At 59.9% G+C, this 22,847-nt stretch carries 22 protein-coding genes; 16 read left to right on the forward strand and 6 right to left on the reverse strand.

Annotated features, from left to right (window positions below; genetic code table 11):
- Window positions 1-33: 33 nt before the first annotated feature.
- The 4 genes from LB556_RS28495 to LB556_RS28510 all read right to left on the reverse strand — a co-directional run bounded on the left by LB556_RS28495 (window position 34) and on the right by LB556_RS28510 (window position 4,319).
- On the reverse strand, window positions 34-441 hold the full coding sequence (locus LB556_RS28495) for a histidine kinase (protein ID WP_224570905.1): 408 nt from the start codon (window positions 439-441) through the stop codon (window positions 34-36).
- Between the two features lie 1,246 nt (window positions 442-1,687).
- Window positions 1,688-3,334, reverse strand: coding sequence for a recombinase family protein (locus LB556_RS28500; RefSeq protein ID WP_224570906.1), 1,647 nt, complete (start codon window positions 3,332-3,334; stop codon window positions 1,688-1,690).
- Complete coding sequence (locus LB556_RS28505) at window positions 3,331-3,606, reverse strand: hypothetical protein (RefSeq protein ID WP_224570907.1); 276 nt, start codon at window positions 3,604-3,606, stop codon at window positions 3,331-3,333. The genes LB556_RS28500 and LB556_RS28505 overlap by 4 nt, the downstream gene beginning before the upstream one ends.
- Window positions 3,607-3,746: 140 nt before the next feature.
- A complete protein-coding gene (locus LB556_RS28510; RefSeq protein WP_224570908.1) occupies window positions 3,747-4,319 on the reverse strand; it encodes a hypothetical protein in 573 nt (190 codons plus the stop codon).
- Between the two features lie 132 nt (window positions 4,320-4,451).
- Here LB556_RS28510 and LB556_RS28515 point away from each other — a divergent pair, with 132 nt between their 5' ends.
- The 7 genes from LB556_RS28515 to LB556_RS28545 all read left to right on the forward strand — a co-directional run bounded on the left by LB556_RS28515 (window position 4,452) and on the right by LB556_RS28545 (window position 13,877).
- A complete protein-coding gene (locus tag LB556_RS28515) occupies window positions 4,452-4,700 on the forward strand; it encodes a helix-turn-helix domain-containing protein (RefSeq protein ID WP_140659794.1) in 249 nt (82 codons plus the stop codon).
- 518 nt (window positions 4,701-5,218) lie between these two features.
- Complete coding sequence (locus tag LB556_RS28520) at window positions 5,219-6,313, forward strand: HlyD family secretion protein (protein ID WP_411908626.1); 1,095 nt, start codon at window positions 5,219-5,221, stop codon at window positions 6,311-6,313.
- Window positions 6,313-7,893 (forward strand): MFS transporter, encoded by a 1,581-nt coding sequence (locus tag LB556_RS28525; protein WP_224570937.1) that lies wholly within the window; start codon window positions 6,313-6,315, stop codon window positions 7,891-7,893. Before LB556_RS28520 ends, LB556_RS28525 begins: the two co-directional genes overlap by 1 nt.
- Before the next feature lie 437 nt (window positions 7,894-8,330).
- The gene (locus tag LB556_RS28530; protein ID WP_224570910.1) at window positions 8,331-12,128 is read left to right on the forward strand and encodes a PAS domain-containing protein; all 3,798 of its coding nucleotides are present in this window, start codon (window positions 8,331-8,333) and stop codon (window positions 12,126-12,128) included.
- Complete coding sequence (locus LB556_RS28535) at window positions 12,125-12,772, forward strand: response regulator transcription factor (RefSeq protein ID WP_224570911.1); 648 nt, start codon at window positions 12,125-12,127, stop codon at window positions 12,770-12,772. The genes LB556_RS28530 and LB556_RS28535 overlap by 4 nt, the downstream gene beginning before the upstream one ends.
- Window positions 12,769-13,146, forward strand: a complete 378-nt coding sequence (locus LB556_RS28540) for a response regulator (protein WP_141906326.1) — start codon at window positions 12,769-12,771, stop codon at window positions 13,144-13,146. The genes LB556_RS28535 and LB556_RS28540 overlap by 4 nt, the downstream gene beginning before the upstream one ends.
- 2 nt (window positions 13,147-13,148) lie before the next feature.
- Window positions 13,149-13,877, forward strand: coding sequence for a response regulator transcription factor (locus LB556_RS28545; protein WP_224570938.1), 729 nt, complete (start codon window positions 13,149-13,151; stop codon window positions 13,875-13,877).
- A 141-nt stretch (window positions 13,878-14,018) separates the two neighbouring features.
- On the opposite strand, the gene LB556_RS28550 is transcribed toward LB556_RS28545, so the two are convergent.
- Window positions 14,019-14,885 carry an alpha/beta fold hydrolase gene (locus tag LB556_RS28550; protein ID WP_224570912.1) on the reverse strand — a complete coding sequence of 289 codons (867 nt, stop codon included), beginning with the start codon at window positions 14,883-14,885 and terminating at the stop codon, window positions 14,019-14,021.
- A gap of 661 nt (window positions 14,886-15,546) precedes the next feature.
- Here LB556_RS28550 and LB556_RS28555 point away from each other — a divergent pair.
- Window positions 15,547-16,524, forward strand: coding sequence for an alpha/beta fold hydrolase (locus tag LB556_RS28555; protein WP_224570939.1), 978 nt, complete (start codon window positions 15,547-15,549; stop codon window positions 16,522-16,524).
- Between the two features lie 174 nt (window positions 16,525-16,698).
- Window positions 16,699-17,448: a glucose 1-dehydrogenase gene (locus LB556_RS28560; RefSeq protein ID WP_224570913.1), complete on the forward strand. Its 750-nt coding sequence runs from the start codon at window positions 16,699-16,701 to the stop codon at window positions 17,446-17,448.
- Between the two features lie 209 nt (window positions 17,449-17,657).
- Here LB556_RS28560 and LB556_RS28565 read toward each other — a convergent pair whose 3' ends face one another.
- On the reverse strand, window positions 17,658-17,882 hold the full coding sequence (locus LB556_RS28565; RefSeq protein ID WP_224570914.1) for a DUF680 domain-containing protein: 225 nt from the start codon (window positions 17,880-17,882) through the stop codon (window positions 17,658-17,660).
- Between the two features lie 398 nt (window positions 17,883-18,280).
- Between LB556_RS28565 and LB556_RS28570 the strand changes: the two genes are divergently transcribed.
- The 7 genes from LB556_RS28570 (at window position 18,281) to LB556_RS28600 (ending at window position 22,842) form a co-directional block, all read left to right on the forward strand.
- Entirely contained in the window at window positions 18,281-19,069 is a 789-nt protein-coding gene (locus tag LB556_RS28570) for an alpha/beta fold hydrolase (RefSeq protein ID WP_263485581.1), read from the forward strand.
- A 63-nt stretch (window positions 19,070-19,132) separates the two neighbouring features.
- Window positions 19,133-19,891, forward strand: coding sequence for an SDR family oxidoreductase (locus LB556_RS28575; protein ID WP_224570915.1), 759 nt, complete (start codon window positions 19,133-19,135; stop codon window positions 19,889-19,891).
- A gap of 71 nt (window positions 19,892-19,962) precedes the next feature.
- On the forward strand, window positions 19,963-20,364 hold the full coding sequence (locus LB556_RS28580; RefSeq protein WP_013896611.1) for a cupin domain-containing protein: 402 nt from the start codon (window positions 19,963-19,965) through the stop codon (window positions 20,362-20,364).
- Between the two features lie 69 nt (window positions 20,365-20,433).
- Entirely contained in the window at window positions 20,434-21,081 is a 648-nt protein-coding gene (locus LB556_RS28585; protein ID WP_224570916.1) for a hypothetical protein, read from the forward strand.
- A gap of 58 nt (window positions 21,082-21,139) precedes the next feature.
- Window positions 21,140-21,577, forward strand: a complete 438-nt coding sequence (locus LB556_RS28590; RefSeq protein ID WP_224570917.1) for a CBS domain-containing protein — start codon at window positions 21,140-21,142, stop codon at window positions 21,575-21,577.
- A gap of 209 nt (window positions 21,578-21,786) precedes the next feature.
- A complete protein-coding gene (locus tag LB556_RS28595) occupies window positions 21,787-22,509 on the forward strand; it encodes a sensor histidine kinase (protein WP_224570918.1) in 723 nt (240 codons plus the stop codon).
- A 51-nt stretch (window positions 22,510-22,560) separates the two neighbouring features.
- Window positions 22,561-22,842: a GNAT family N-acetyltransferase gene (locus tag LB556_RS28600; RefSeq protein ID WP_224570919.1), complete on the forward strand. Its 282-nt coding sequence runs from the start codon at window positions 22,561-22,563 to the stop codon at window positions 22,840-22,842.
- Window positions 22,843-22,847 lie beyond the last annotated feature (5 nt).

The raw sequence follows: 22,847 nt of genomic DNA on the forward strand, positions 1-22,847 counted from the left end.
CCCTGCCGGTCAGTGCCCTCCCAGACTCAGTTGTCACGGCAGCTGCCGTGAGATCTGCCTGAGATCGTTCAGCGCATCCACGCTCGCCGACTTCACATCCTGAATCATCTGTCTGGGCACGGGTTGCGTCCTGCCTTCGGTGTCCGGCAACATGTCTTCGATTTCGTCGAGGCGCAGTATCACATAGGTGAGCATTTGTGCGGGGCCATCATGAATGCGCTGGCCGATCCCTTCGTAGTCCAGGCTGTGGGCGGGTGTATTCCTATAACCGTCGGCGAGATCGGCGCGCCCGAAGACGAAAACGATTGCGCCGAGCATCACGGCCCATGCGAGAGCGACTGCCGCAAGCGCCTGTGTTTTGCCGGGAACAGCGTCCAGACCGGGCTCCGCACCAGCTGCTCCGGTAATGTGTTGATCCAGCCACCAGCCGAGGGCAACCATCGAAATGGAAACGACGGCGACGAGCAGGACGCAACGCCGAGTCACCCAAGGCGAACGTCCAAGGCAAGCCCGATTGACTCCACTTGCAGCTGCATAGACTGCTTGCCAGGCGCGAGCCGTAAGTCCAATCGGCTTTCCGTTACCATTTCCCGGCATGTCGTTCCTCGCGGCAAGCGCAAAGCAGGGAATAAGCTTTGGCAAAACTATCAACAATCTTGATGTATAAATTGGCTCTGCACCCGAACACTGGTATTTGGGAATAAGCGTCGCACATCTGTTCCTCTATCTTACGCGGCAAAATACATGCATCGCCGACCGGCGGCAACGGCTTGGGTTCGGTACCCTTTGCAAAGCAAGTTTTGGCGCACCGACGACAGCCAGCCTCGGTCGGACCGGGGCCGAAAGTTCCAGGGCCACGCGGCATTGAGCGCCGCCGAAGCCTGCTGACGGCCATCGAGTTTCTCCCGAACCTGGCGCGCGTCGTCCGGCAGCGACCGCACGGTCGCATCTGCGGCCAAAACTGACGATCTTCGTATGCCGCGGACCTGCAGGACTTTCGAGGTCGTTCGTTCCGATGCCGGCGATACGCGGCATTGACCTCTGGCCGGCGACCGGCCGGTCTGCCGCGACTGTCAGTTGCTCCGATGCGGGTAAATCGGCGCGCTGAGCCGGCCGACGTCCGGCAACGTCCAGGTCAACGGCGCCGAAATCTGATCGCGCTGCGATGATGCGGCCGCGCGATCCGGCGCGCGATCCGGTTGCCTGGATGCGGGGCGGCGTCCCTGTAAGCGCTCATCTACGAATCTTACCCCTGCGCCGAAAGGCCGCCAAGGTAAAAGAACACGTCTTCGATAGCGGTATTCGCGATGTAGCGGTCTCCCTGAATTGAATCCCGGTGCGGCGAACAGGCACTGGATCAAGCTATGCCACGGGTCGCTCCGATATTCGAACCTCTCCCACAAGCGCTCGCGATTCGACTGGGGGTGCAAAGGCAGAACGTTCGAAAAACTTCCAAGAACCCCAGTCGATGGCCGATTGTGGAACCTGTGTCGGCCGCTTTTCGGCCGGAAATGGATGGTCCGCCTTCAGGGCATCCGGCCCGGATCGCTCTTGGCTCTGAGCCCGCTCGCGCTCCCGTTTCGCGCGGCTTCTCGACGCGGTGATGCCCTCCGGTGGGGCCGCGGCGATTGCGTACCAGTCCAACAACAAAACGGCCCGCTGGCGGTTTGCCATGCGGGCCGATTTGTTATTGGTTGCGGGGACCCGCAACCCCTTTTGTCATAACATCGTCGGGCTGTTCATTTGGGTCAGGTTTGGCGAGTTCGAGGATGCCGAAAAGCTCGCCGCGTAGCTCGGCATGGACCTCGCCGCGCTTGTCACCGGGCATGAGCACGATCTCTCCGATCAACGAGCGCAGCGCCTCGGCGGCTGGACGTCCATCATCGTTATCGGCAAGCGCTTGCGTGAGTTGCTCGACCCGCTTCTTATAAAGAGTGGCGATGTTGGGATGCAGGTCAGGCACGTCAGTGGGCGTCACCGCCAGACGCGCGGTGATCTCCGCCTTCTGCCTCTCCAGGTCTTCCATTCTCGCTTTCATGGAAGGTTGGTATAGGCCATCCTCGATCGCAGCCATGATGCCGGCGATGGCGCGCTCGATCTTGTCGAGCGCCTTGCGGTCCTGTTCGCCTTGCGCGCGACGCTCCTGGTTGAGGCGGTTGGTCTCCTGGGCATAGGCTCTGATCGCCTCCGCCACGGCATCGGCCGAGACCAGCCTTTCCTTCAGGCCTGCGAGGACCCGCTGCTCGATCTTCTCGCGGGTGATGGAGCGGCCATTGTCGCAGATGCCCCGGCGCTGGTGGTTGAGGCAGGCATAACGGTCGCGAGTGAACAGGCCGTAGCGCCCGCCGCAGCTGCCGCAGGTGAGCAAGCCGGAAAGGAGGGAGACCGGCCGCTTCATGGTATGCAGCTTCCTGGCCCGGGCCTTGCGCGTGGCGATCGTCACCGCCTCGAACTGGCTGGCGATGGACTTCTGTCTCTCCTTCACGGCCTGCCACAATTCGTCGTCGACGATCCTGAGATGCGGCACCTCGGTGCGGATCCACTTGATTGGCGGATTGGCCCGAGAGACGCGCTTACCCGTGGCAGGATCCTTGACGAAGTGCAGGCGGTTCCAAACTAGGAGACCGGTGTAGAGCTCGTTGTTGATGACGCCTGTTCCCCGGATCACATGCCCGCGCACGCTGGTGTCGCCCCAGTGCCGGCCAAGCGGGCCGGGAATGCCCTCCTTGTTGAGGTCGACGGCGATCGCCTTCGGGCTCTTGCCGGCGGCGAACTCGCGGAAGATTCGACGCACGATGGTCGCTTCCTCCGGCACGATCGCGCGGTCCCCCCGGATGGGCTCGCCTGCGGCATCCAGTTTCTTCAGCACCCGGTAGCCGTAGCACAGCCCGCCCCCGGCCTTACCCTTCTCCACCCTTCCCCGCAGGCCGCGATGGGTCTTGAGGGCAAGGTCCTTGAGGAAGAGAGCATTCATCGTGCCCTTGAGGCCGACATGCAACTCGCTGATCTCGCCCTCGGCCAAGGTGACAATGGTAACGCCGGCGAATTTGAGATGCTTAAAGAGGGTAGCGACGTCTGCCTGGTCGCGGCTGATGCGATCGAGCGCCTCGGCCAGCACCACCTCGAAGCGGCCGCGCTGGGCATCGCGCACCAAATGCTGGATGCCCGGCCGCAGCACTGTGCTGGCACCGGAGATTGCCGCATCCTCATAAGTTCCCGCCACGCTCCAGCCCTCCCGCGCCGCCTGCTCTCGGCACAGCCTCAACTGGTCCGCGATGGAGGCATCCCGCTGGCTGTCGGAAGAGTAGCGGGCATAGAGTGCAACACGGGTCATGGCGGCAGATCCTCTCTCTTCTTCTCAACGGGTTTGCCATCCGGCGCCCTGCCCTCTCCCTCGCGGCGGCCCGGCCGATTGTCGTTGGCCGCCAGCCGCGCCTCGGATGCCTCCCGTGCCAACTGCCGGCCGATCAGCCGGGCGATGTCCAGCACCGCTCGATCCACCTTGGCCGCGGCCGTGAGTTCGGGGCGATCTTCGGGGCTGACGAGATCGCCGTTGTCGTTCGCCGGAACCAAAGCCTTTAAGCCAGTCCTCGTTTCCTCTGCCATCGCGGTCGCTCTCCCAATGGTGGATCGACCTGCCATCAGAGTCCTCTAGACGGCGAAGGAAAGAACGACGTTCATGTCGTAGGGCCATAGCGCGCAATGACGTGCGCCGTGCGGTTTCGGCGTTTCAGAAGACCGCTACATCACCAACGGTACTCTCCCAGCGCAGCGACCAGCTTGACTGCGGACTCCCAATGCTTGGCAACATCGCGCCGCGTCCTTTCCCGGCTACGGTGTCCAACCGGCAAACCTCCTGCGATCGCTCTTAAGTCACGCAGTACGGAAGCTATATGCGGCCACGGGAAGTCGGTAGGATCACCAATATCCCGGTCGGCGCCGACGATCATTTCTAACTTGGCGATGACGCCAATGAGCGACGTTGCCGCGACCTCAGGGATAGAATCTTGAAGCTTAAGAGCTTCGGTCATCGCAAAGACCTCTGCCTCCCGCGCAACCGCGTACTCCTGTGGACCACCGAGAATGCGCGCCGGTCGGTCTCGAACTCGCGTTGGAGAATCTGCGGTCAATCCCTGAATTCTGGGATTGACTATGATTTGGCTCTCCAACCGCTGCTGCACGCGACATAGCAGCAGGGAGATGTACCGAGCCATTTTCCAATCGCTCACCAGCAGAAGTGCGGGATCGCGTAGGGCTGCCGGTTGCAATTCCGTGTCGTTGCGGCTTGCGGCGAGAACATTCGGCTTTTTCGCTGCCACAGCATGGTCTCCTTTCGCGGGGCAAGTTTCACTCAGTGGGTCCAAAACCATGAAGGAGCCCGGCCTTCCGAAATGTGATTTGTAGAGAATACTCCGTGGTGAAATACTCTGCAAGGCGCTGGTGTCGGATTCATGGAAATCCGAGAAGCGTTCGCGCAAAACCTAAGAGCCTTGCGGCGGGCTAGAGGCCTGTCACAGGAAGAGCTTGCGCACCGGGCTGGGATCGATCGCACCTATATCAGCGCGTTGGAACGCAACGTGTACAACGCGAGCATCGACGTCGTTGACCGACTGGCTGAAGTGCTGGGTGTGGATGTCGCAGAACTGCTGAAACGACCCTCAGCTGACCCGCAGAGATCGAAGTCTGAGCCTGACGAATAGAGAAGTTGATAAGGTTGACGGACCCATGGCCATGCGTCAGCTAATTCTGCGCGTATTCTGCGGGAGAACGGCCTGACGCAGGAAGACGTTGGAAGCGCGCCCTGAATTCAGTTCATAGGAATGTTCTTGGCGGAAGCCGCTCGCCCGCGCGCCATTAACAGGCGCTGTAGCGTGCGAGCGGCTGCTTCGCGCCCCAAGTTGGACGCAGAACCCACTTTGCGGGTTTCCCGAAAGCTGACACATGCAGCGGCCACCTTGGAGGTCCGGTCGCGCCAGGTATCTACCCTGTGCCGAGGGTCAGTATGAACTACCGATCAGGGCGAGCCGAGGTGTTCGTTCGCGTGATGGCGCGGGCGCACTGAAATCCGCGATTATTAGGACCTTCTGTCAGCGGCCCGGAGACATTCTCGTGAACCCCTACTGCGTAGCCGCGACTTGCAGCCTTGCCGATGATCTTGATCCCGGAAAGTCGACGATCCTGTTCGGTAGCGGCGCGTCGAATTGAGATAGAAGCAATCATGAGCCCATCTCGCAAGACTGCAATCGCCTTCGTCGCGCTCGTGGTGATGCCGTGGGCAGCTATATGGAGCTGGCAGTGGTTCACGATCGGTCGGTACGAGGAAAGGACCGACAACGCCTATCTGCGCTCTGACATCACAAGTATCGCTCCCAAGCTGGCTGGCTATGTCGTCGAAGTCGACGTGGAAGATAATGCTAGCGTTTCGAAGGGCGCCGTTCTGTTTCGCATCGATGACAGCGACTACAAGGCCAAGGTGGAGCAGGCGAAGGCCAATGTCGACGCCCGGCGGGCGGAAATCGCCAACATCGACGCAAGCCAAAAACTGCAAGATGCATTGATCGCGCAGGCCGAGGCGCAGAAACAGTCAGCCGCCGCCGACCTCCAGTTCGCCCGTGCCAACCTGACCCGCTATGTTACACTGCAGAAGAACGGCACTGCCAGCGATCAGAAACTGCAGGATGCACAAGCCAGCTACGACAAGGCAAAGGCGTCCTTGGACGGCGCAGAAGCCAATCTGCTGGCTCAAAGGCTGAAGCTCGGCGTCTTGGAAGCACAATTGTCCGGTTCGCACGCGGCCCTGTCACAGGCGAAGGCCGCTCTCGATCTGGCTATGCTCGACCTCGACAACACGGTCGTGAGAGCCCCGGTCGACGGGATCGTCGGCAATCGGCAAATCCGTGTCGGCCATTATGTCACTCCAGGGAATGGGGCCTTGGACATCGTTCCCGTCGACGATGTCTGGATCGTCGCCAACTTCAAGGAAACGCAGCTCAGCTTGGTCGAGATTGGCCAACGGGTACGCGTCACGGTCGATGAATATCCAGATCAAGAAATCGACGGTATTGTCGAAAGCTTCGCTCCCGGCAGCGGCGCGGCGTTCAGCCTGCTGCCGCCGGACAATGCCACCGGAAATTTCATCCGCGTTGTCCAGCGTGTGCCGGTGAAGATCAGGATGATACGAAACCCGTTGCCTGGCCGCCTCGTGCCGGGGCTCTCCGCCCGCGTTGCCATCGCCCTCGGAGCGGGCGACGTTCCCGTGGTAGCGTTGGAAATGCCGTCCGGCGACAGTGCCAACGGACGCCCGGTACAGTGATGCACCGCACCAGAGCGTTCCGCCATCCTGATACCCTGCTGTGGGCCTGGCTTGTCGCAACTGGTGTTGTATTGGCCGCCTTCATGGATGCAGTGGCATCCACTGCACTGTCCATCGGCCGGATCGACATGCTCGGCGACATCTACGCAACGCCGGATGAACTGGCCATGGTCGACATCGCATTCATCGCGGCCAAGCTGACGGCCTTCCTTGTCGCTCCGATGTTTGTCACAGCCGCCAGGCCGACCGCCTGCCTGCGTGCGGGGGTCGTGATGCTTCTGCTGGGTTGCGCGGCAATGACGCTCTCGGCGGATCTTATCTGGATTTGTGTCTTCCGCGTCGTCCAGGGGCTGGCTGGCGGCACAATTCTCGTAGCTGGCCAGACGCTGCTGTTTTTTCGGTTCCCGTCTCGACATCAGCCGATTGTCCAAGCCGTTTTTGCCGTGGGCGCCGTAATGGCTCCAACGACGATTACGCCGGCCCTGCAGGGCTGGTTGGTCGATCATTTCTCCTGGGACTGGATATTCCTCGCCAACGTCCCGCTCGGCATCGCCGCCCTTGTCCTTCTGGCGGCGGATGGCAATCGGACATACTGGCGGGCAACCACGCTCCCCGTCGTCGAGGTCATTGTGCTCGGCATCAGTACCGCGCTTTTGACATACGTGCTGCTGCAGGGCAGCAGGTTCAATTGGTTCGACGACATGGCGATCATCGGCCTTTCGACCATCGGTGTGGCGGCCGCCGGCCTTGTGGTTGTCCGGGAGGCCCGGTTCCGCTCAGGCTCACTTCAGGCGGTCGCGCCTTTCGCCGATCCGGACTTTCGCTTTGGGTTTCTTGTCAGCCTCGTCGCGGGCTTTGCTCTTTCGGGCAGCACCTATCTCATCCCGGCTTTTGCCCTCAACGTTCTCGATTTTACGGCCACGGCCGCAGGTGTGCTTCTGCTGCCCAGCGGAGCCATGCTGGCGCTGGGACTTCTGTTCTCCGGCCTCCTCATCGAAAAGGCCGGAGTTCACCCGATCGCCCTTGTTCCGTTTGGAGTCCTGCTCTTCTCCGGAGCCATGTGGCTCCTCTCCGGTTCGACGAGCGGTAGCGGCACACCCGACCTGACCCCGGCCCTGTTTCTGCGAGGATCAGGTCTCGGTCTTCTGTTCGTGGCACTGACGCTGGTTACGCTGCGTGGACTTGCTGCCGATATCCTGCCGTTTGGAATAGGGCTGTTCAATCTCGGCAAGCAGGCTGGTGGTCTGATCGGCACGGCGCTCTTGCAAACGTATATCGATCACCAGAACGCTCTCAACCGAACGATGTTGTCCACCCACCTTGTCGGTGGCGATCCGACCCTGGACCAGCGCTTGAGGGCCACTGCGAACATTCTCACTTCGAACGGTGCCGACATTCTAGCGGCGCCCAAGATCGCTTTCCCATTGTTGCAGCGCTCTCTTGAAAGGCAAGCCTCCACGATCTCGTTCGACGAAGCTTTCTTCGCGCTGGTGTTGCTGTTCGCGGTTGCTGCGCCATGCCTGATTGGCGCCAAGCAACTGTTCAGTCGCAAAGTTCCCCGGCGGAATCAAACTGGATGAGCATCCTACATTTTGGAACAGATGTCCTTATCGTCATAGCTTCTAACTTGAATCTTGCGAGCCACGTCCACTAGACCAGACTGGGATGAACACGCGGCCGCGTCGCGCTGCGGTTCATGGATTTCCATGAGATGCGGCTGGGGCGCGGCGCTGCTTATGGTGAGTTTTGGTTCGTCAGCCCAGATCCCAGCTACTGAGAGTAAGTGCTATACGGGGAGCCGACCAGGCCTTGTTTGAGGCGCTGTAGCTTCAATCGGGACGTCTAGGTGCCTCACCCCGAAAGTTAGGTCACTCACATCTCATGGATTTCCATGAGGTGCGGCTGCGGCGTGGTCCGGTTAAGATGATGAACCAATTCGCGAGCCCAGATGGTCAACGATGAGAGTTAAAGAAGGCGCTGACAGTCTCCGCCTTTCATTGTCCGGTAGGAGAAGACAATGACGACAGCGTTCAACTCGCCTAGCGATCCCGACGCGGAAGCGTTGCGGGCGGCTCGGCTCATCGAAAGCGTGGTCGGCAATGGGTGGGCGACAGACGCGGCCGGCCGATTCAGCTATGTTACTCCCAGCACGCTATCGCTTCTCGGCACGACGCTGGAGGAGTTCAACACTTGGCCAGAAGATGGCTCCGCGGGTTGGAAGCGGCTAATCCATCCAGACGACTATGACCGAGCCGTGGCCGAGTGGCGTCGCTGCCTGCGGACAGGTGAGCACTACAATGTGGAGCACCGCATTTTGCGCGCGAGCGGTGCTTACGGTTGGAGTCGAAGCTCCGGACAGCCGCTGTGCGATAGCGAAGGTAACGCCGTCGCATGGTATGGCACACTAATTGAAGGCGATGCGCCGTCCGCAGCCACAGAGCGATTCGCCGATGTGATCAGTGCGGCACTTGAGAAGGAAGCCGCCTCCGACGCTCTCCATTCTCTGAGTCTCGTCCATCCGGATGACCGGACAGCGGCGGCGCATGCAGTCGCCCGCGCCTTCTGGACGGGTGTCCCCCAAGTAACGAGGCACAGGCAACTGCAGGCCGACGGAAGTTATCGCTGGAACGAGACCCGATCGGAGCCCGGCTACAGTGTCAGTGTGGACATTGATGATCTGGTGACAGACGGGGAGCCGCTTTCCGGGGCGGACCTGGATCTCTTGATGGAGAACAATGCCGGGCCAATTCCATCGGCGAAAATCGTTGAAAGCATATTCGGGAACGGATGGGCGTTCGATGCAGCGGGTAGATGGATCTACCTGCATCCATTCGCGCTGAGCTCCCTCGGGGTGACGCTGGAGGATCTGAACGCTCCATTGAACGAGGGGTACACCGCCTGGAAGCGTTTGCTTCATCCAGACGACTATGAGCAGATCGCGGTTATCTGGCGCCATTGTCTGAGGACCGGCGATCATTTCAATGTCGAGTTTCGCTTTCGGCGCGCAAACGGCACCTATGTATGGGCCCGAACCGCCGCGCGGCCCGCGCGCGACAGCCAGGGTCGTATCACGGGATGGTACGGAATCGCGCTCGACAACGATGTCTACAAGAAAACCGTGGCGGAGCTGCGCGGTCGCGAGCGGGAACTTTCTCAGCTCGTCGACATGGTCCCAGTCCAGATAAGACGTCTGACTCCTGAAGGCGAGCCGATCTTCTTCAACAGACGTTTGCTTGATTTCTTCGGTTTCGACGGTGTGGCGGATTTGGACAAGCCGGGGATGACCCGGCTGGCGGCGGCCATACAGTCCCTCGTCTATCCCGAAGACGCGGCAGGCCTCCTTGAGACAGTCCGCCAATCCCTGGCTACTGGCGAACCATACTCCATGAAGTATCGAATGCGCCGTGCGGACGGAGCGTACCGCTGGGTGGATGGTCGCGGCGAGCCGCTGCGTGATCACAGCGGCGCGATCATTCAGTGGTATGCAATTTCTATCGACATCGACGACGAGATGCGCGCACAGGAAGCGTTGCGCGACCGAGAGCGGGAACTCTCGCAACTTGTTGACATGGTGCCGAGCTTCCTGTGGCGCCTGTCTGCGTCGGGCGAGCCGGTCTTCTTCAGCAAGCGAATGGTTGAGTATCTCGGCCTCGACGTAGGAGGATACGAGAATGGGGGAGGAAACGGTCTGAAGGCGGCCATTACGGCTGTCGTACATCCCGATGACGTGGCCAAGCTGGAAGCTGCGATCAACCACTCCGTCGCCACCGGCGAGAGCTTCTCCCTGAACTATCGCCTGCGTCGCGCTGACGGTGTCTTTCGATGGATGTCAGGCCGTGCGGAACCGATGCGAAACGAGTGTGGGGCTGTCGTACAGTGGTACGGTCTTTCGCACGACATCGACGACCAGGTGAGGGCAGAAGAAGCGCTGCGGAAAGCCAACCGGCAACTGGAGCAAATGATTGACGCCGTGCCCGTGAATATCCTGAGCTTTGCCCCTTCAGGCAGGATCACCTACACCAGCAAGCGATACCTGGAGAAGGTCGGTTCGCCACCGACGCACATCAATGACTTCGATGCCCTGGCCCGGGACCTGGCCCATCCTGAAGACTTTCCGACAATGTTTCGGAGGGCATCGAATGGCTTTGCGTCCGGCCAGCCTTTTATGAACCGCTTTCGTCGACGCGAGAAGGATGGCGTCTACCGCTGGATAGAAGCTCGAGCGCAACCGTTAAGGGATACCGATGGTGCGATCGTTCAATGGTATATGGCTTCAATCGACATCGAAGACGAGATGCGGGCGCAGGAGGCATTGCGCGAAAGAGAGCGCGAGCTCCAGCAGCTTGTCGATGCCTTGCCGGTCCACATCTGGAGCTGGACGCCAGATGGCAAGCTTGCGTACGTCAATAGGCGGTCTTTGGAGGATCTCGGCATCTACGGAGCGGACTTCGAAGACTTCACCAGGGTGGCGCAAGAGCTGATTCATCCCGAAGATGCTCCCGAGGTGCTCAATAGGTCAGCCAACTGCCTCAAAACTGGCGACTCCTTCATCATGCGGTATCGCCGGCGTTGGAAAGACGGCAGCTATCGCTGGATAGAAGGGCGTTGCGAGCCTCTGCGCGATCGGGACGGAGCCATCGTTCACTGGTACCAGGTCTCCATCGACATCGACGAGGAGATGCGCGCACAGGTGGCGCTGCGCGAGAGAGAACGTTCGCTGTGGCAGCTGGTTGAAACGCTGCCGGTGATGATCGATTGCGCCGCACCGAATGGTGAGCCGATATATCGAAGCCGTCAGCTCCGCGAGTTCCTCGGATATGAGTTGGAGATATTGGACGGTAAGGGAAAATCCCGCCTATCCGGGACACTCGACGAAGGCGTTCATCCTGACGACCTGGCGGGCGTCAAAGCGAACTATGCTCATTCGTTGGCCACTGGCGAACCGTATGCGCGGAGGCACCGTCTGCGTCGCTTCGATGGCGAATATTGCTGGGTCGATACGCGCGCGGCACCGATGCGCAATGCAGAAGGGGCGATTGTTCAGTGGAACGTCGTCTGTCTGGACATCGACGGTGAAGTTCGCACGCAAGAAGAGCTGCGCCTGGCGCAAGAGAGACTTGCACGTGCGAGCCAGGCGGCGAGTCTCGCCGAGCTTTCAGCCTCTATAGCGCATGAGGTGAACCAACCTCTGGCGGCTGTTGTCGCCAACTCATATGCCTGCCAGCGCTGGCTCACGGCCGAACCGCCAAATATCGAGCGAGCGCAGAAGACTGTGGAGCGTATTATCCGTGACGCCAACTCAGCCGCGGATGTCGTCAGCCGCATCCGCGCCTTATTCAAGCAATCTGCGGACGGGATGGCTTACACAGCACTCGACAGCGTCATCGCGGAGGCGCGCGACCTCATCGCCGAGGAGGCGGTGCGGCGCCGTGTTCGTCTGGATATCGATGTCGAAAGCGACCTTCCTATTGTCGCGCTCGATCGGGTGCAGATTCAGCAGGTTCTGGTGAACCTCATCCGCAATGGGATCGAGGCGATGGACTCTGTTACAGGCGACAAGGTTCTTGGACTTCGCGTGCGCCGGATAGGGGACGCGATCCAGATCGAGATTAGCGATTGTGGCCCGGGCATTGAGTTTCCTGATCGGATATTCGAGCCGTTCTTTACGACGAAAGAGAACGGCATGGGCATGGGACTCGCGATCTGCCGTTCGATCGTCGAGTCCCATGGCGGACGGTTGTGGGTGGAGAAGAGCGAGCGGCACGGGTCGGCGTTCGTCTTCACGATGCCCGTTGAAATGAAAGCGGCAGCATGACGCCCCACGATCAAATGGTCTTCATCGTCGATGATGACGTGCGTATTCGGGAAGCACTTGGTGAGCTTCTGGAGTCCCATGGCATGCGAGCCGTAGCGTTCGGATCGGCCGGCGACTATGTCCTTGCCGACAAGCCGGACGTCCCCGCATGCCTGATCCTCGATGTGGAATTGCCTGACATCAACGGTCTCGATCTGCAGAAGCAGATCGCCGAGGGCGATCATCCCCCGATCGTCTTCATAACCGGGCATGGAGACATTCCGTCCTCGGTGCGTGCGATCAAGCACGGCGCTGTGGACTTCCTGACAAAGCCTTTCAGCGATGCGGACCTCATGGTTGCGATCCGGGCAGCGATCGCCCAGGATCGGGAAAGGCGATCAGAGCGCGCCGAGCTCACCGTGTTAAAGCAACGCTATCAAGAGCTCACGCAGCGAGAACGCGAGGTGCTTCCGCTGGTTGTGAGTGGCCTGCTCAACAAACAGGCCGCGGCTGAGTTGGGGATCAGCGAGGTCACGCTGCAAATCCATAGACGGAACGTGATGCAGAAAATGGCTGCGGCATCACTCGCTGATCTCGTGCGCATGGCGGAGCGGTTGGAGATACCGATCAGCCACTCTCGGCGAACGGGAGGGAACGGAGTGTGAGCAAGGTGCGACCTGTCGTGGCGATTGTCGATGACGACCCAAGATTGCTCGAGTCGCTCGAGAACCTTTTGGAGTCTGCGGGCTATGCTCCCCGCAGCTTCTCGTCGGCGGGATCACTCCTCGTCAGCGGGCTCTCCGACGTCGACTTGCTCATTACCGATATCGGGATGCCTGGGACGGACGGCTTTGAACTTCGTGACTTGGTCAAGAAGACGCGTGCAGACCTACCGGTTTTCCTGATCACCGGACGCCATGAGATAGCGGATCAGTACCGTGCCAAAGGCATCAGCGGATTTTTCCGCAAGCCCTTCGACGGCCAGGCCCTACTTGCAGCCGTGAGCGAAGCTTTACGCAACCAAGAAACCGAGGGATGAACATGAGAGTTGACCAACCGCTCTTGCAGAGATCGACGCCGGTGTCACGGCAGCGGAAGGCTGAGCCGCAGCAGCCGCTCGTCATCATTGTCGATGACGATGCGTCTGTTCGGGAAGCACTATCGGAGTTGATCCTGTCCATGGGCTTTGAGCCGGTCTGCTTTGCCTCGACCCGCGAATTGCTCGACGCGGACGTCTTGGACAGCCCCGGTTGCTTGATCCTCGACGTGCGCATGCCAGGGGCAAGCGGTCTCGATCTACAGCACCATCTTGCGACAAACGGCAATCCCAAGCCCATCATCTTCCTGACCGGGCATGGCGACATACCGATGACTGTCCAGGCGATGAAGGCGGGCGCTGTGGATTTTCTCACCAAACCGGTGCGCGACCAAACACTCCTTGACGCCGTGATCGCGGGCATTGCGGTGGATGCCAAGCGGCGGGCGGATGCGGTGGTCGTCAAGCGCAACATCGAGCGCGTCGAGACGCTGACCCCGCGCGAGCGCGAAGTTCTGCATGAAGTGGCGCGCGGGCGTCTCAACAAACAGATCGCTTTCGACCTCGGCATCAGTGAAGTGACCGTCAAGCTTCACCGCGGCAATGTCATGCGCAAGATGGAAGCTGCTTCCATCGGTGAGCTGATCCGGGCCTGGGAAACGCTGCCCCCGTCAATGCGCGAGGCCGGCGCGGCCAGGACTTTCGAAGGGGTGAACCTCGCCTCCGTCCGATAGGATCGCCCGGCCGCTGGCGCTTCTTTCGTTAAAAATAGCCGGCCCAGGGCGATCCTGACGCAGACAACACTTTATAAAGGTTAGAGCGAGCGACAACCGCCGCATGTAACCCGGTGTTGTGCCTTCAGCCATCAGCGAAGCTTAGTATACTGATGGCAGGAACTCGATCAGGGCCTTGGTGACGGCAACTGGCTGCTCCTCCGAGACCCAGTGGCCTGAGCCCTCGACGACTACGGCGCGTACGTTTTCGGCGACATGGCGGAGATGGTCTTCGTACATCGATCCCAAGCCACCCGAACCGCTTATACCGAGCACCGGCATCGTCAGCTTGTGCTTTGCAAAAGCTTTGTTCTGTTCTTCGTCACGGGGGAAAGCCCGGTAGTACTCGAAGCCTGCGCGCAATGCGCCAGGCTGGGCATAAGAACGGCCGTAGACTTCGTCGGCTTCGTTGTCGAACACGCGAGTATTTACCCCCTCTGCATTATGAAACCACCTTAAATACTCTAGCTCGCGACCGGCAATGAGCATTTCCGGCACGTCGCGCACGGAATGGAAACGAAAATGCCAAGTGCGGGGGCCTTGGATCAATTCGTTCCACGGCTCGATGCCAGGCAGCGGGACGTCTAGGATGGCCAGTGTGGCGACTTCCTCCTGGTGCTGCGCCGCATAGGAATAAACGACCATGCCACCCATATCGTGGCCGACAAGATTGACGACCGGACCAAGGTTCAACTGATTGACCAGTGCGCTAATATCCTCAGCAATCGACGCCTTTTCGTAGCCGGTCGCAGGCTTGGCGGTGTAACCCAAACCGCGCAAATCGGGCGCAAGTACCGTGTAACCGCGCGCCACCAGTTGTGGCATTACAAAGCGCCACATGTATGAGGTCGTGCCCCAACCATGCAACAACACAACAGTTTTCGGGCCACCTACCGCCAGCAAATAGTGATACACTACACCGTTTACGTCGGCCTTGCGGTCGACGATACGTGCCGACAGGTCAGTCAATTGTCCGGGCGGCGTGTCTGAGCTCGGGCGTTGGCAGAAGTCGATGGCGCGGCGGCAAGGGTCGCAACGAGGAAACCAGAAAGCAAGCCAAGGCGCATTAAAAGCACTCCGGGATTGTGAGCTCCAAAGGGCTCCAAGAGCGGCAAATGCTGCTTAATGTCTATAGAACGAAAGCTACCAGATCTTTGTTCTGATAATCGCATGCGGTATACGTAATATAAGCCTCAGACCCGCGGCGAGTTGATCCCGCAATATAAGGACCACATTGGCGAATCTTGTCGCGATCCGTTCGGGCGGTGACGTGCTCGTGATCAGCCGTTTCTCGTTTGGGAAGGAATCCTTACACGGCTGATGGGCCTTGTTTGTAACGGCCGCCGCACGGGCGGCTCATCGCGCTTGACACTAACGTCTGTCAATTTCAGCCCATCTCAGTGACAGTTCCACCTCAGCGTGGCTACCCTGCACCTTGGCATCATATGTCAGATCCTTCCGTAGAATAGGTTTGCGGGTCGGATCGGCGCATCTTCTCCCTTGCAAGCCATCACGATCATCGAGCGTCGCCGCTCTTTCGCCCGCTCCTCCCCCGAAAGCGACCGTGCAGGTCGATCCGGTGATCGTGATGGTGAGCCACTCTAGAAGCCAAGCACCAAGGATGGACATGATGAGTACGGATGGACTTTTCACCCTCGGTGCAACCCGCCGCGACGTCTTGTTGGCCAGTTTTTCAGCGGCGGTCATAGTGGGACTGCCAGTCGCCTCGTCATCTGGCGCCCAGCAAAACCCGCATGTTCCCACCCCTCAATCAGGACGCAAAACGATGAGCACCATCACAAGCAAGGACGGTACGGAAATCTACTACAAGGACTGGGGTAGGGGTCCTCCTATAACCTTCTCACACGGCTGGCCGCTGAATTCCGACGCCTGGGACGCGCAGATGCTCTTTCTAGCCCATAACGGATTTCGCGTGGTTGCGCATGACCGGCGCGGCCATGGCCGCTCCAGCCAGGCCACGTCCGGCAACGACATGGATGGCTACGCGGACGATCTTGCAGCCGTGATCGAGGCGCTGGATCTCCGGGACGCCACGCTGGTCGGGCATTCAACCGGGGGAGGCGAGGTCGCTCGCTATATCGGACGGCACGGGACGGAACGCGTGGCCAAGGCTGTTCTCATCGCCGCTGTTCCGCCGATCATGGTGAAGACGCCGGCCAATCCGGAAGGTCTGCCGATCGAAGTGTTCGACGGCATAAGGGTTGGCCTCCTCAAGGATCGCTCGCAGCACTATCTGGACCTCGCACGGTCGTTTTATGGTGCAAACAGGCCAGGCGCCACGGTCTCCCAGGGGGTTCTGGATCAGTTCTGGCTCTGGAGCATGCAGGTCGGTCTCGTGAATGCATATGAATGCGTCAAAGCGTTCTCCGAAACCGACTTCACCGAAGACCTCAAGAAATTCGATATACCGACGTTGATCTTGCATGGCGAGGACGACCAGATCGTCCCGGTCAAGGATTCTTCAGTCAAGTCGGCGCGGCTGATCAAGGGTGCAAAGGCCATATATTACCCTGGGGCGCCCCACGGCATCACAGCCACGCACCAGGATCAGGTCAACGCCGATCTGCTCGCCTTCATCAAAGCTTAGTGCTCAGGCAGCGGTCTAGGCTGGCCGCACCATACCGGTGCGGCCAGCCTAGTTTTGAAAACTTAGCATCGATGGCTGCTGGAGATGCTTCCTGGTCACAGCGTCCGAGTTCACGCTGAGAACTGCGGTTGGCAGCTGCGGCGGCTCTCGTAAAAATCATCAGAGGCAATTCAAATGGGTATACTTTCAGGAAAAACTGCGTTGATCACCGGCGGAAACAGTGGGATTGGGCTATCGGCGGCGAAAGCTTTCGCATCGGAGGGGGCGCAGGTAGTAATCACCGGCCGGAGACAGCGTGCCGTCGAGGAGGCAGTCTCCGAGATCGGAGCGGGCGCACTGGGCATTCAGGGTGATGTAGCCGACGTGGCGCACCACGAGGATGTCGCACGACAGATCCATCAAAGGTTTGGGGCGTTCGACATCTATATGGCGAACGCAGGCGTGAACACCATCACGCATTCGTCGGCAGTTTCCGAAGACGAGTACGATGCGCAGTTCTCTATCAATGCGCGCGGCGCCTTTTTTGGCGTGCAGAAACTGATCCCGTTGATGCGCGATGGCGGCGCAGTCATACTGACGGGATCAATCGCCAGCGAGAAGGTCTTGGAAGGCCATGCCGTTTATGCAGGCTCCAAGGCAGCCATCGGCGCCTTCGCGCGCAGTTGGGCGATAGAACTGAAATCGCGTCGCATACGCGTCAACGTGCTCAGCCCCGGCCCCGTCGATACGGCTATTCTCGACAAATTGGGTGTACCGGCCGAAATGCGTGCTTCCTTCCAGAAGTCCATGGCGGAAGCAATTCCCCTTGGTCGAATGGGCCAGCCGGAAGAACTGGCAAAAGCCGCTCTGTTCTTGGCATCGGACGCAAGCAGTTTTGTCACCGGTGTCAATCTGCGGGTCGACGGCGGAATGGCATTGCTTTGAGCCGGGGTAACCAAGTCGCTGCAGCCGTTTGATTGTCGAGCGTCGAGCGCCATCCCACCCGGCCAGATCCAAGGGTGAAAGGTGGTTCTATAGCTCCCCGGCCTCAGAACCTGTGTCAGGGGCTCGAGGCGAATCTCAAGGTCCTTTGGAAAGCGTGAAGAGGACCGGGGCGACGCCCCGGTCCTTCCAGATTCTACAATTTTCGGGTGCTAGTGACCCCAGATGCCCTGCCCCGGGTCCTTGCTGGGAGCAATCGGCTTGCGCACGGTCTCCTGCACGCCGGCATCGATGCCCGTCTTCCTGATCGAGGAGGTGTGCATGCTCTCGGAAGAAGTTGCGGGTTGCTGGGAGTTTGATCCGTAGTGATCGCTTCCGGCGACGGCGTTTCCTGCTGCAACAAGAAGGATTGCGGCAGCAAGAGATGTCTTCTTCATTTTGGTAACTCCATGGTTAATTTTTGATCGTATTCACAATAACAATATAAATGCTGCGCCATTGCGGAGCGATCAGACGATGTGGCTGTTTGATCCATACGAAAGCATTGGGCTGTGAAGGCCGAAGGTCAGGAGCAATGTCGTTCGCGGTGGGAGTCTCGCCGTTACGCCGGGGCGGCAGTGGTGTTTGGAGGCAGCTCAGTGAACTTCTATTGGTCACGAACTCCCGCGTTTCCGTCGATCGGCGCCCCGCATACCCAGGTCACCTGATCGTAGCGATGAGCCATCCTGCACCTTGGCATCGTATGACTGACCATTCCGCACAATAGGTCGGCGCCCCGGATCGGCGCATCCTTCTCCACATTGGTCAAATGCAAGGCCGACAAAGGAGAACGCAAATGCGAAATGTCACTGGAATCCTGGCGCTGGCCGCCGCGCTTGCCGTCGCGGGTGGCGCGACGGCGCACGCGGCCGGAGCGAAGCCCAAGCCGACGATCGTGCTTGTGCACGGGGCCTTCGCCGAATCGTCGAGTTGGGACGCGGTCATAACCAAACTCGGCAGGGACGGCTATGTAGCGAAGGCTGCAGCCAATCCCCTCCGCAGCGTCGCCAGCGATGCCGCGGCGGTCTCGGCCATCATCCGGTCGGTCCCCGGACCGATCGTGCTGGTGGGGCATTCCTACGGCGGACCCGTGATCACCGAAGCCGCCAATGGCAATACCAATGTGAAGGCCTTGGTATACGTGGCCGGATTCGCGCCGGATACGGGCGAATCGAGCGCCACGTTGTCCAGCATGTTTCCCGGCAGCACTTTGGCAAGCGCGCTTGCTCCAGTCGCGTCGCCGAACGGCGGCCAGGACCTCTTCATACAGCCGGAGAAATTCCGAGCCCAGTTCGCGGCCGACGTTCCCGAAGAGCAGTCGTCGCTAATGGCGGCCACCCAACGCCCCATCGCGCAGGCAGCTCTGGCCGAGGCCTCGGGCGTCGCTTCATGGAAAACGCTGCCGTCCTACATGATCTACGGCACCGATGACCGAAATATCCCGGCAGCCGTCATGAGCTTCATGACCAAGCGCGCGCACGCCGTGAAGACGGTCATCATCGAGGGCGCTTCCCACGCGCTCATGATCTCTCACCCCGACGAGGTCACCTCACTTATCGAGGACGCCGCATCGGCCAGCGAATAGCTAGCCGGAAAGTCGTCATCCGACCAACACCCACAAATCAACACCCCCAACAGGAGATTGGAAATGAAGATCGTCGTCATCGGCGGAACCGGGCTGATCGGTTCAAAGACTGTGGAAAGACTGCGTAAGAAGGGACACGACGTGCTTGCGGCGTCACCGAATTCAGGAGTGAACACCGTCACCGGAGAAGGGCTGGCCGTCGCGCTTGCCGGGGCGCAGGTCGTCGTCGACCTCGCGAACTCGCCGTCGTTCGAGGAAAAGATTGCCCTGGAGTTCTTCGCAGCCTCGGGACGCAATCTTCTTGCAGCCGAAGCCGCCGCCGGCGTCCGCCATCACATCGCGCTGTCCGTGGTCGGCACCGACCGGCTGCAAGACATGGGGTATTTCCGCGGCAAATTGCTTCAGGAAAAGCTGATCAAGGAGTCCCCAATCCCCTACACGATCGTGCACGCCACACAGTTCTTCGAATTCACCGCCGCCATCGCAAACACCGGCGCTGTGGGGGATACCGTCCGTATGTCACCGGCGTACTTCCAACCTATGGCGGCCGACGATGTTGCCGATGCAATGGCGGACGTCGCGCTTGCAGCGCCAGTGAACGGCACGATCGAAATTGCCGGCCCGGAGCGCGTTCGTATGAGCGAACTGATCGGGCACTTCCTGAAGGCCACCAACGATCCGCGCAAAGTCGTCTCGGATCCTGGCGCTCTCTACTACGGTCAAGTGGCAATCGACGATCAAACCCTTGTCCCCGGCGAGAACGCGCGCATCGGCGCCATCCACTTCGACGACTGGCTCAGCCGGTACACGCCACCGGCGTAAACAACTGAACGCCGGTTTCGCGACCCTCAGACCAGCATTCTCTAGCCCTCATTCCACCAAGGATATCAGACATGATCAGGAAACTCCTCTGTGCAGCGCTCGCCGCCGCATCCGTCACCGCAGCAATGGCCAAAGACGCGGACAGCGTGAAGCTTGTCTACGACCACGCGCTTCCAAATGTGCCCGGCAAGAGCTTGAAAGCCGTGCTCGTCGAGTACGGGCCGGGCGGGACATCGCCGGCGCATACCCATCCCAGTTCCGCGTTCATCTATGCCACGGTGCTGGAGGGGGCGATCCGAAGCCAGGTCAACGGTGGACCCGTGAAGACGTACCGTGCAGGCGAAAGCTTCTCGGAATTTCCGGGCGACCATCACGCCGTCAGTGAAAACGCCAGCAAGACGGAACGCGCTCGCCTGCTTGCGGTCTTCGTCGTCGATACCAACGAGACCAACCTGACGACTTACGCGAAATAAACTGACGACGCCCTTGCCAAGGCAAGGGCGTCAAACCGGGCACACAATCGGCAAAGGAAAGGCACTCAAATGGATGCGATCGCCAGGCGCACGCTTGCAGGGGTTTCGGTCCCCGATACGCCGCTTGTTGGCCGGGCGATCGAACATGCCCGCCAGCTGTGTGAGCCCTATTTGTTCAACCACGTGGTCCGATCATGGCTCTTCGCCGTCCGGATCGCACAGGTCCAGAACATTGAGCACGACGGCGAAGTCGTCGCCGTCGGAACCCTGTTGCACGACGTCACGCTCAACGAGACCTTCGCTGGGCCGCGCCGTTTCGAGGTGGAAGGCGCCGATCTGGCTCGCGCCTTCGTCCGGCAAGGCGGCTTCGACGAGCGTCGTGCTCAGTTGATATGGGACAGCGTCGCACTCAACTCGACGCCGTCGATCGGCCTCTACAAGGAGGCCGAGGTGGCGCTGTGCACAGCCGGCATCTGCCTTGATGTCGTGGGCCTGCAATACAGTCTCATCTCTGCCGCCGAAATAGCCAGGATCGTCGGCGAATTTCCGCGTCTTCAGATGAAGCGACGGATGACGCGCTGCTTTTGTCACATCGCCAAGGTGAACCCGGAAACGACCTACGATAACTTTACCCGGGATTTCGGTGAGCGCTTTGTGGCCGGCTACAAGGCGCCGTCTTCCGTCGATTTTGTGATGAACACTACCTTCGAAGAGTAAGCGAAAACTCGAACCTGATCTCTCCGGCTGCGGCCGCGAGACGCCTCAAGAGGGCATCATGCGAATTGACAGTCTACATCCAGAAACATCGGCGCGCCTTGCGGCGGTCGACCTCGACACGTCGCTGCGGGCAGCTGCGCTATGGCTGTCCAAGCCGGCCATAGGCCTGGTTGTCGTATGCCATGGCAGTGGCGAGGCGGCAGGCGTGCTGAGCAAGTCCGACCTTGTCCGTCATCTGGCGAATTCGGGGCCGGCGGAAGCGCCGGTATCGACACTGATGAGCCGGTCTTTCGTATCCTGTGGGCCCGATGACGACCTGCATTCGGTCTGGCAGACCATGACAACACAGCGGCTCCAGAACCTACCGGTGCTCGGCGCCGGCGCTAAGCCGATAGGCGTCCTCGATATCCGCGACGCGATGAAGGCGCTCTTCCAACAGGAAGAGCTCCAGGAGCGGCTGCTCACCAACTATATCGGGGGCGTTGGCTACCAATAGAGGAGAATCTCGCGACGGTGCGATGAGCACGAAAGAGCGGGAGATCTGTCTCGCGAGATGTTTGGTCCCGCACTGGCGATGGTCCGCAGATCGCGGGACATATACTGCAGTATGGTTCGGCTTCTTACTCGATCTAATCGACCACTCCCGTCCTATATTGTACCGTCTTCAAGCAACTGAATTCTGCCTGAGCAAACATGAGGGTTATAATGTCTCGTCCGGAAGTGAAAGTGGATGTCTTCGACAGCCCGCCCGAGATTCCCCGAGATGGCCTGCCCATTCAGCTAGCGACCGCCGGCATCGTTCATGACCTTGGCAATCTCATCCAGGTCGCCTCGTCGGCATTGAATCACCTGGCCCGTGACCCGAGCGTCTCGGCGGCTCCAGCGCTTGGGCATGTAATTTCGGGCGCCAGAACTGCCCTGGAACGAGCCGGCGCGCTTGTCCGCCAGACCATCAGTTCCGCCCGAGAGAGCGAATATGCAAATGTCGGCGCCTGTCTGGCTGAAATCGAGACCCTCATTCGAAGCGCGTGGGATCCCAAGATTCGACTCGAGGTTCGAGTGACGCCGGACTTGCCGTCAGTGAGGTGCAATCGCCTGGGTTTGCAGAACGCAATTCTGAACCTGGTATTCAACGCGCGCGATGCATCCCCCAACGGGGGCCTGATCTCGATAGAAACCGCAGTGGTCTTCGATGGCTCATCAGCCGCTCAGGTGGATATCACCACCGCCGACGACGGTTTGGGAATGACCGCCGAGACGATTGCCTTCGCATTCGATCCCTTCTTCACCACAAAAGCGCAGGGCCTTGGCGGCGTCGGCCTGCCGATGGTGAAGCGCTTTGCCGAAGAGTCAGGCGGAAGCATCGATATTCAGAGCGCGCCCGGGGCAGGCACAACCGTCACGCTGCGTTTGCCCGCGATGCGATAGCGACCGGGCAAGCTACATCCAGCCTCAAGCAACGCACATCAAGAGATAGAGATGCATGCAAAGGTCACAGAAAACATTCAACAGCATCGGTTCGAGCTCCCGATCACCGGTCAAGCCTTCGCAGTGGCGTACTATACGCTCCAGGACGGCAAGGTTGCGCTGATCCATACCGAAGTGCCTTCGGAATTTTCCGGACAGGGGGTCGCGTCGCGGTTGGCGCAAGGCACCTTCGAATTGATCCGCAAAACCGGCCGCAAAGCGGTTTTGAAGTGTCCCTTCATGAGCGGCTTCGTCGCCAGGCATCCGGAATACACCGATGTCGTTGCAGGGTGATCAGG

It is taken from the genome of Mesorhizobium sp. ES1-4 (assembly GCF_020164745.1).
In the GTDB taxonomy this organism is placed as follows: Bacteria; Pseudomonadota; Alphaproteobacteria; order Rhizobiales; family Rhizobiaceae; genus Mesorhizobium.

Excerpts from the sequence above, each read along its gene's own strand:
- LB556_RS28520 (WP_411908626.1), top strand. The coding sequence starts at position 5,219 with ATGAGCCCATCTCGCAAGACTGCAATCGCCTTCGTCGCGCTCGTGGTG.
- LB556_RS28600 (WP_224570919.1), top strand. The coding sequence starts at position 22,561 with ATGCATGCAAAGGTCACAGAAAACATTCAACAGCATCGGTTCGAGCTC.
- LB556_RS28500 (WP_224570906.1), bottom strand. The coding sequence starts at position 3,334 with ATGACCCGTGTTGCACTCTATGCCCGCTACTCTTCCGACAGCCAGCGG.
- LB556_RS28545 (WP_224570938.1), top strand. The coding sequence starts at position 13,149 with ATGAGAGTTGACCAACCGCTCTTGCAGAGATCGACGCCGGTGTCACGG.
- LB556_RS28515 (WP_140659794.1), top strand. The coding sequence starts at position 4,452 with ATGGAAATCCGAGAAGCGTTCGCGCAAAACCTAAGAGCCTTGCGGCGG.
- LB556_RS28530 (WP_224570910.1), top strand. The coding sequence starts at position 8,331 with ATGACGACAGCGTTCAACTCGCCTAGCGATCCCGACGCGGAAGCGTTG.
- LB556_RS28570 (WP_263485581.1), top strand. The coding sequence starts at position 18,281 with ATGCGAAATGTCACTGGAATCCTGGCGCTGGCCGCCGCGCTTGCCGTC.
- LB556_RS28575 (WP_224570915.1), top strand. The coding sequence starts at position 19,133 with ATGAAGATCGTCGTCATCGGCGGAACCGGGCTGATCGGTTCAAAGACT.
- LB556_RS28585 (WP_224570916.1), top strand. The coding sequence starts at position 20,434 with ATGGATGCGATCGCCAGGCGCACGCTTGCAGGGGTTTCGGTCCCCGAT.
- LB556_RS28590 (WP_224570917.1), top strand. The coding sequence starts at position 21,140 with ATGCGAATTGACAGTCTACATCCAGAAACATCGGCGCGCCTTGCGGCG.
- LB556_RS28580 (WP_013896611.1), top strand. The coding sequence starts at position 19,963 with ATGATCAGGAAACTCCTCTGTGCAGCGCTCGCCGCCGCATCCGTCACC.
- LB556_RS28560 (WP_224570913.1), top strand. The coding sequence starts at position 16,699 with ATGGGTATACTTTCAGGAAAAACTGCGTTGATCACCGGCGGAAACAGT.
- LB556_RS28505 (WP_224570907.1), bottom strand. The coding sequence starts at position 3,606 with ATGGCAGAGGAAACGAGGACTGGCTTAAAGGCTTTGGTTCCGGCGAAC.
- LB556_RS28565 (WP_224570914.1), bottom strand. The coding sequence starts at position 17,882 with ATGAAGAAGACATCTCTTGCTGCCGCAATCCTTCTTGTTGCAGCAGGA.
- LB556_RS28525 (WP_224570937.1), top strand. The coding sequence starts at position 6,313 with ATGCACCGCACCAGAGCGTTCCGCCATCCTGATACCCTGCTGTGGGCC.
- LB556_RS28535 (WP_224570911.1), top strand. The coding sequence starts at position 12,125 with ATGACGCCCCACGATCAAATGGTCTTCATCGTCGATGATGACGTGCGT.
- LB556_RS28595 (WP_224570918.1), top strand. The coding sequence starts at position 21,787 with ATGTCTCGTCCGGAAGTGAAAGTGGATGTCTTCGACAGCCCGCCCGAG.
- LB556_RS28555 (WP_224570939.1), top strand. The coding sequence starts at position 15,547 with ATGAGTACGGATGGACTTTTCACCCTCGGTGCAACCCGCCGCGACGTC.
- LB556_RS28495 (WP_224570905.1), bottom strand. The coding sequence starts at position 441 with ATGGTTGCCCTCGGCTGGTGGCTGGATCAACACATTACCGGAGCAGCT.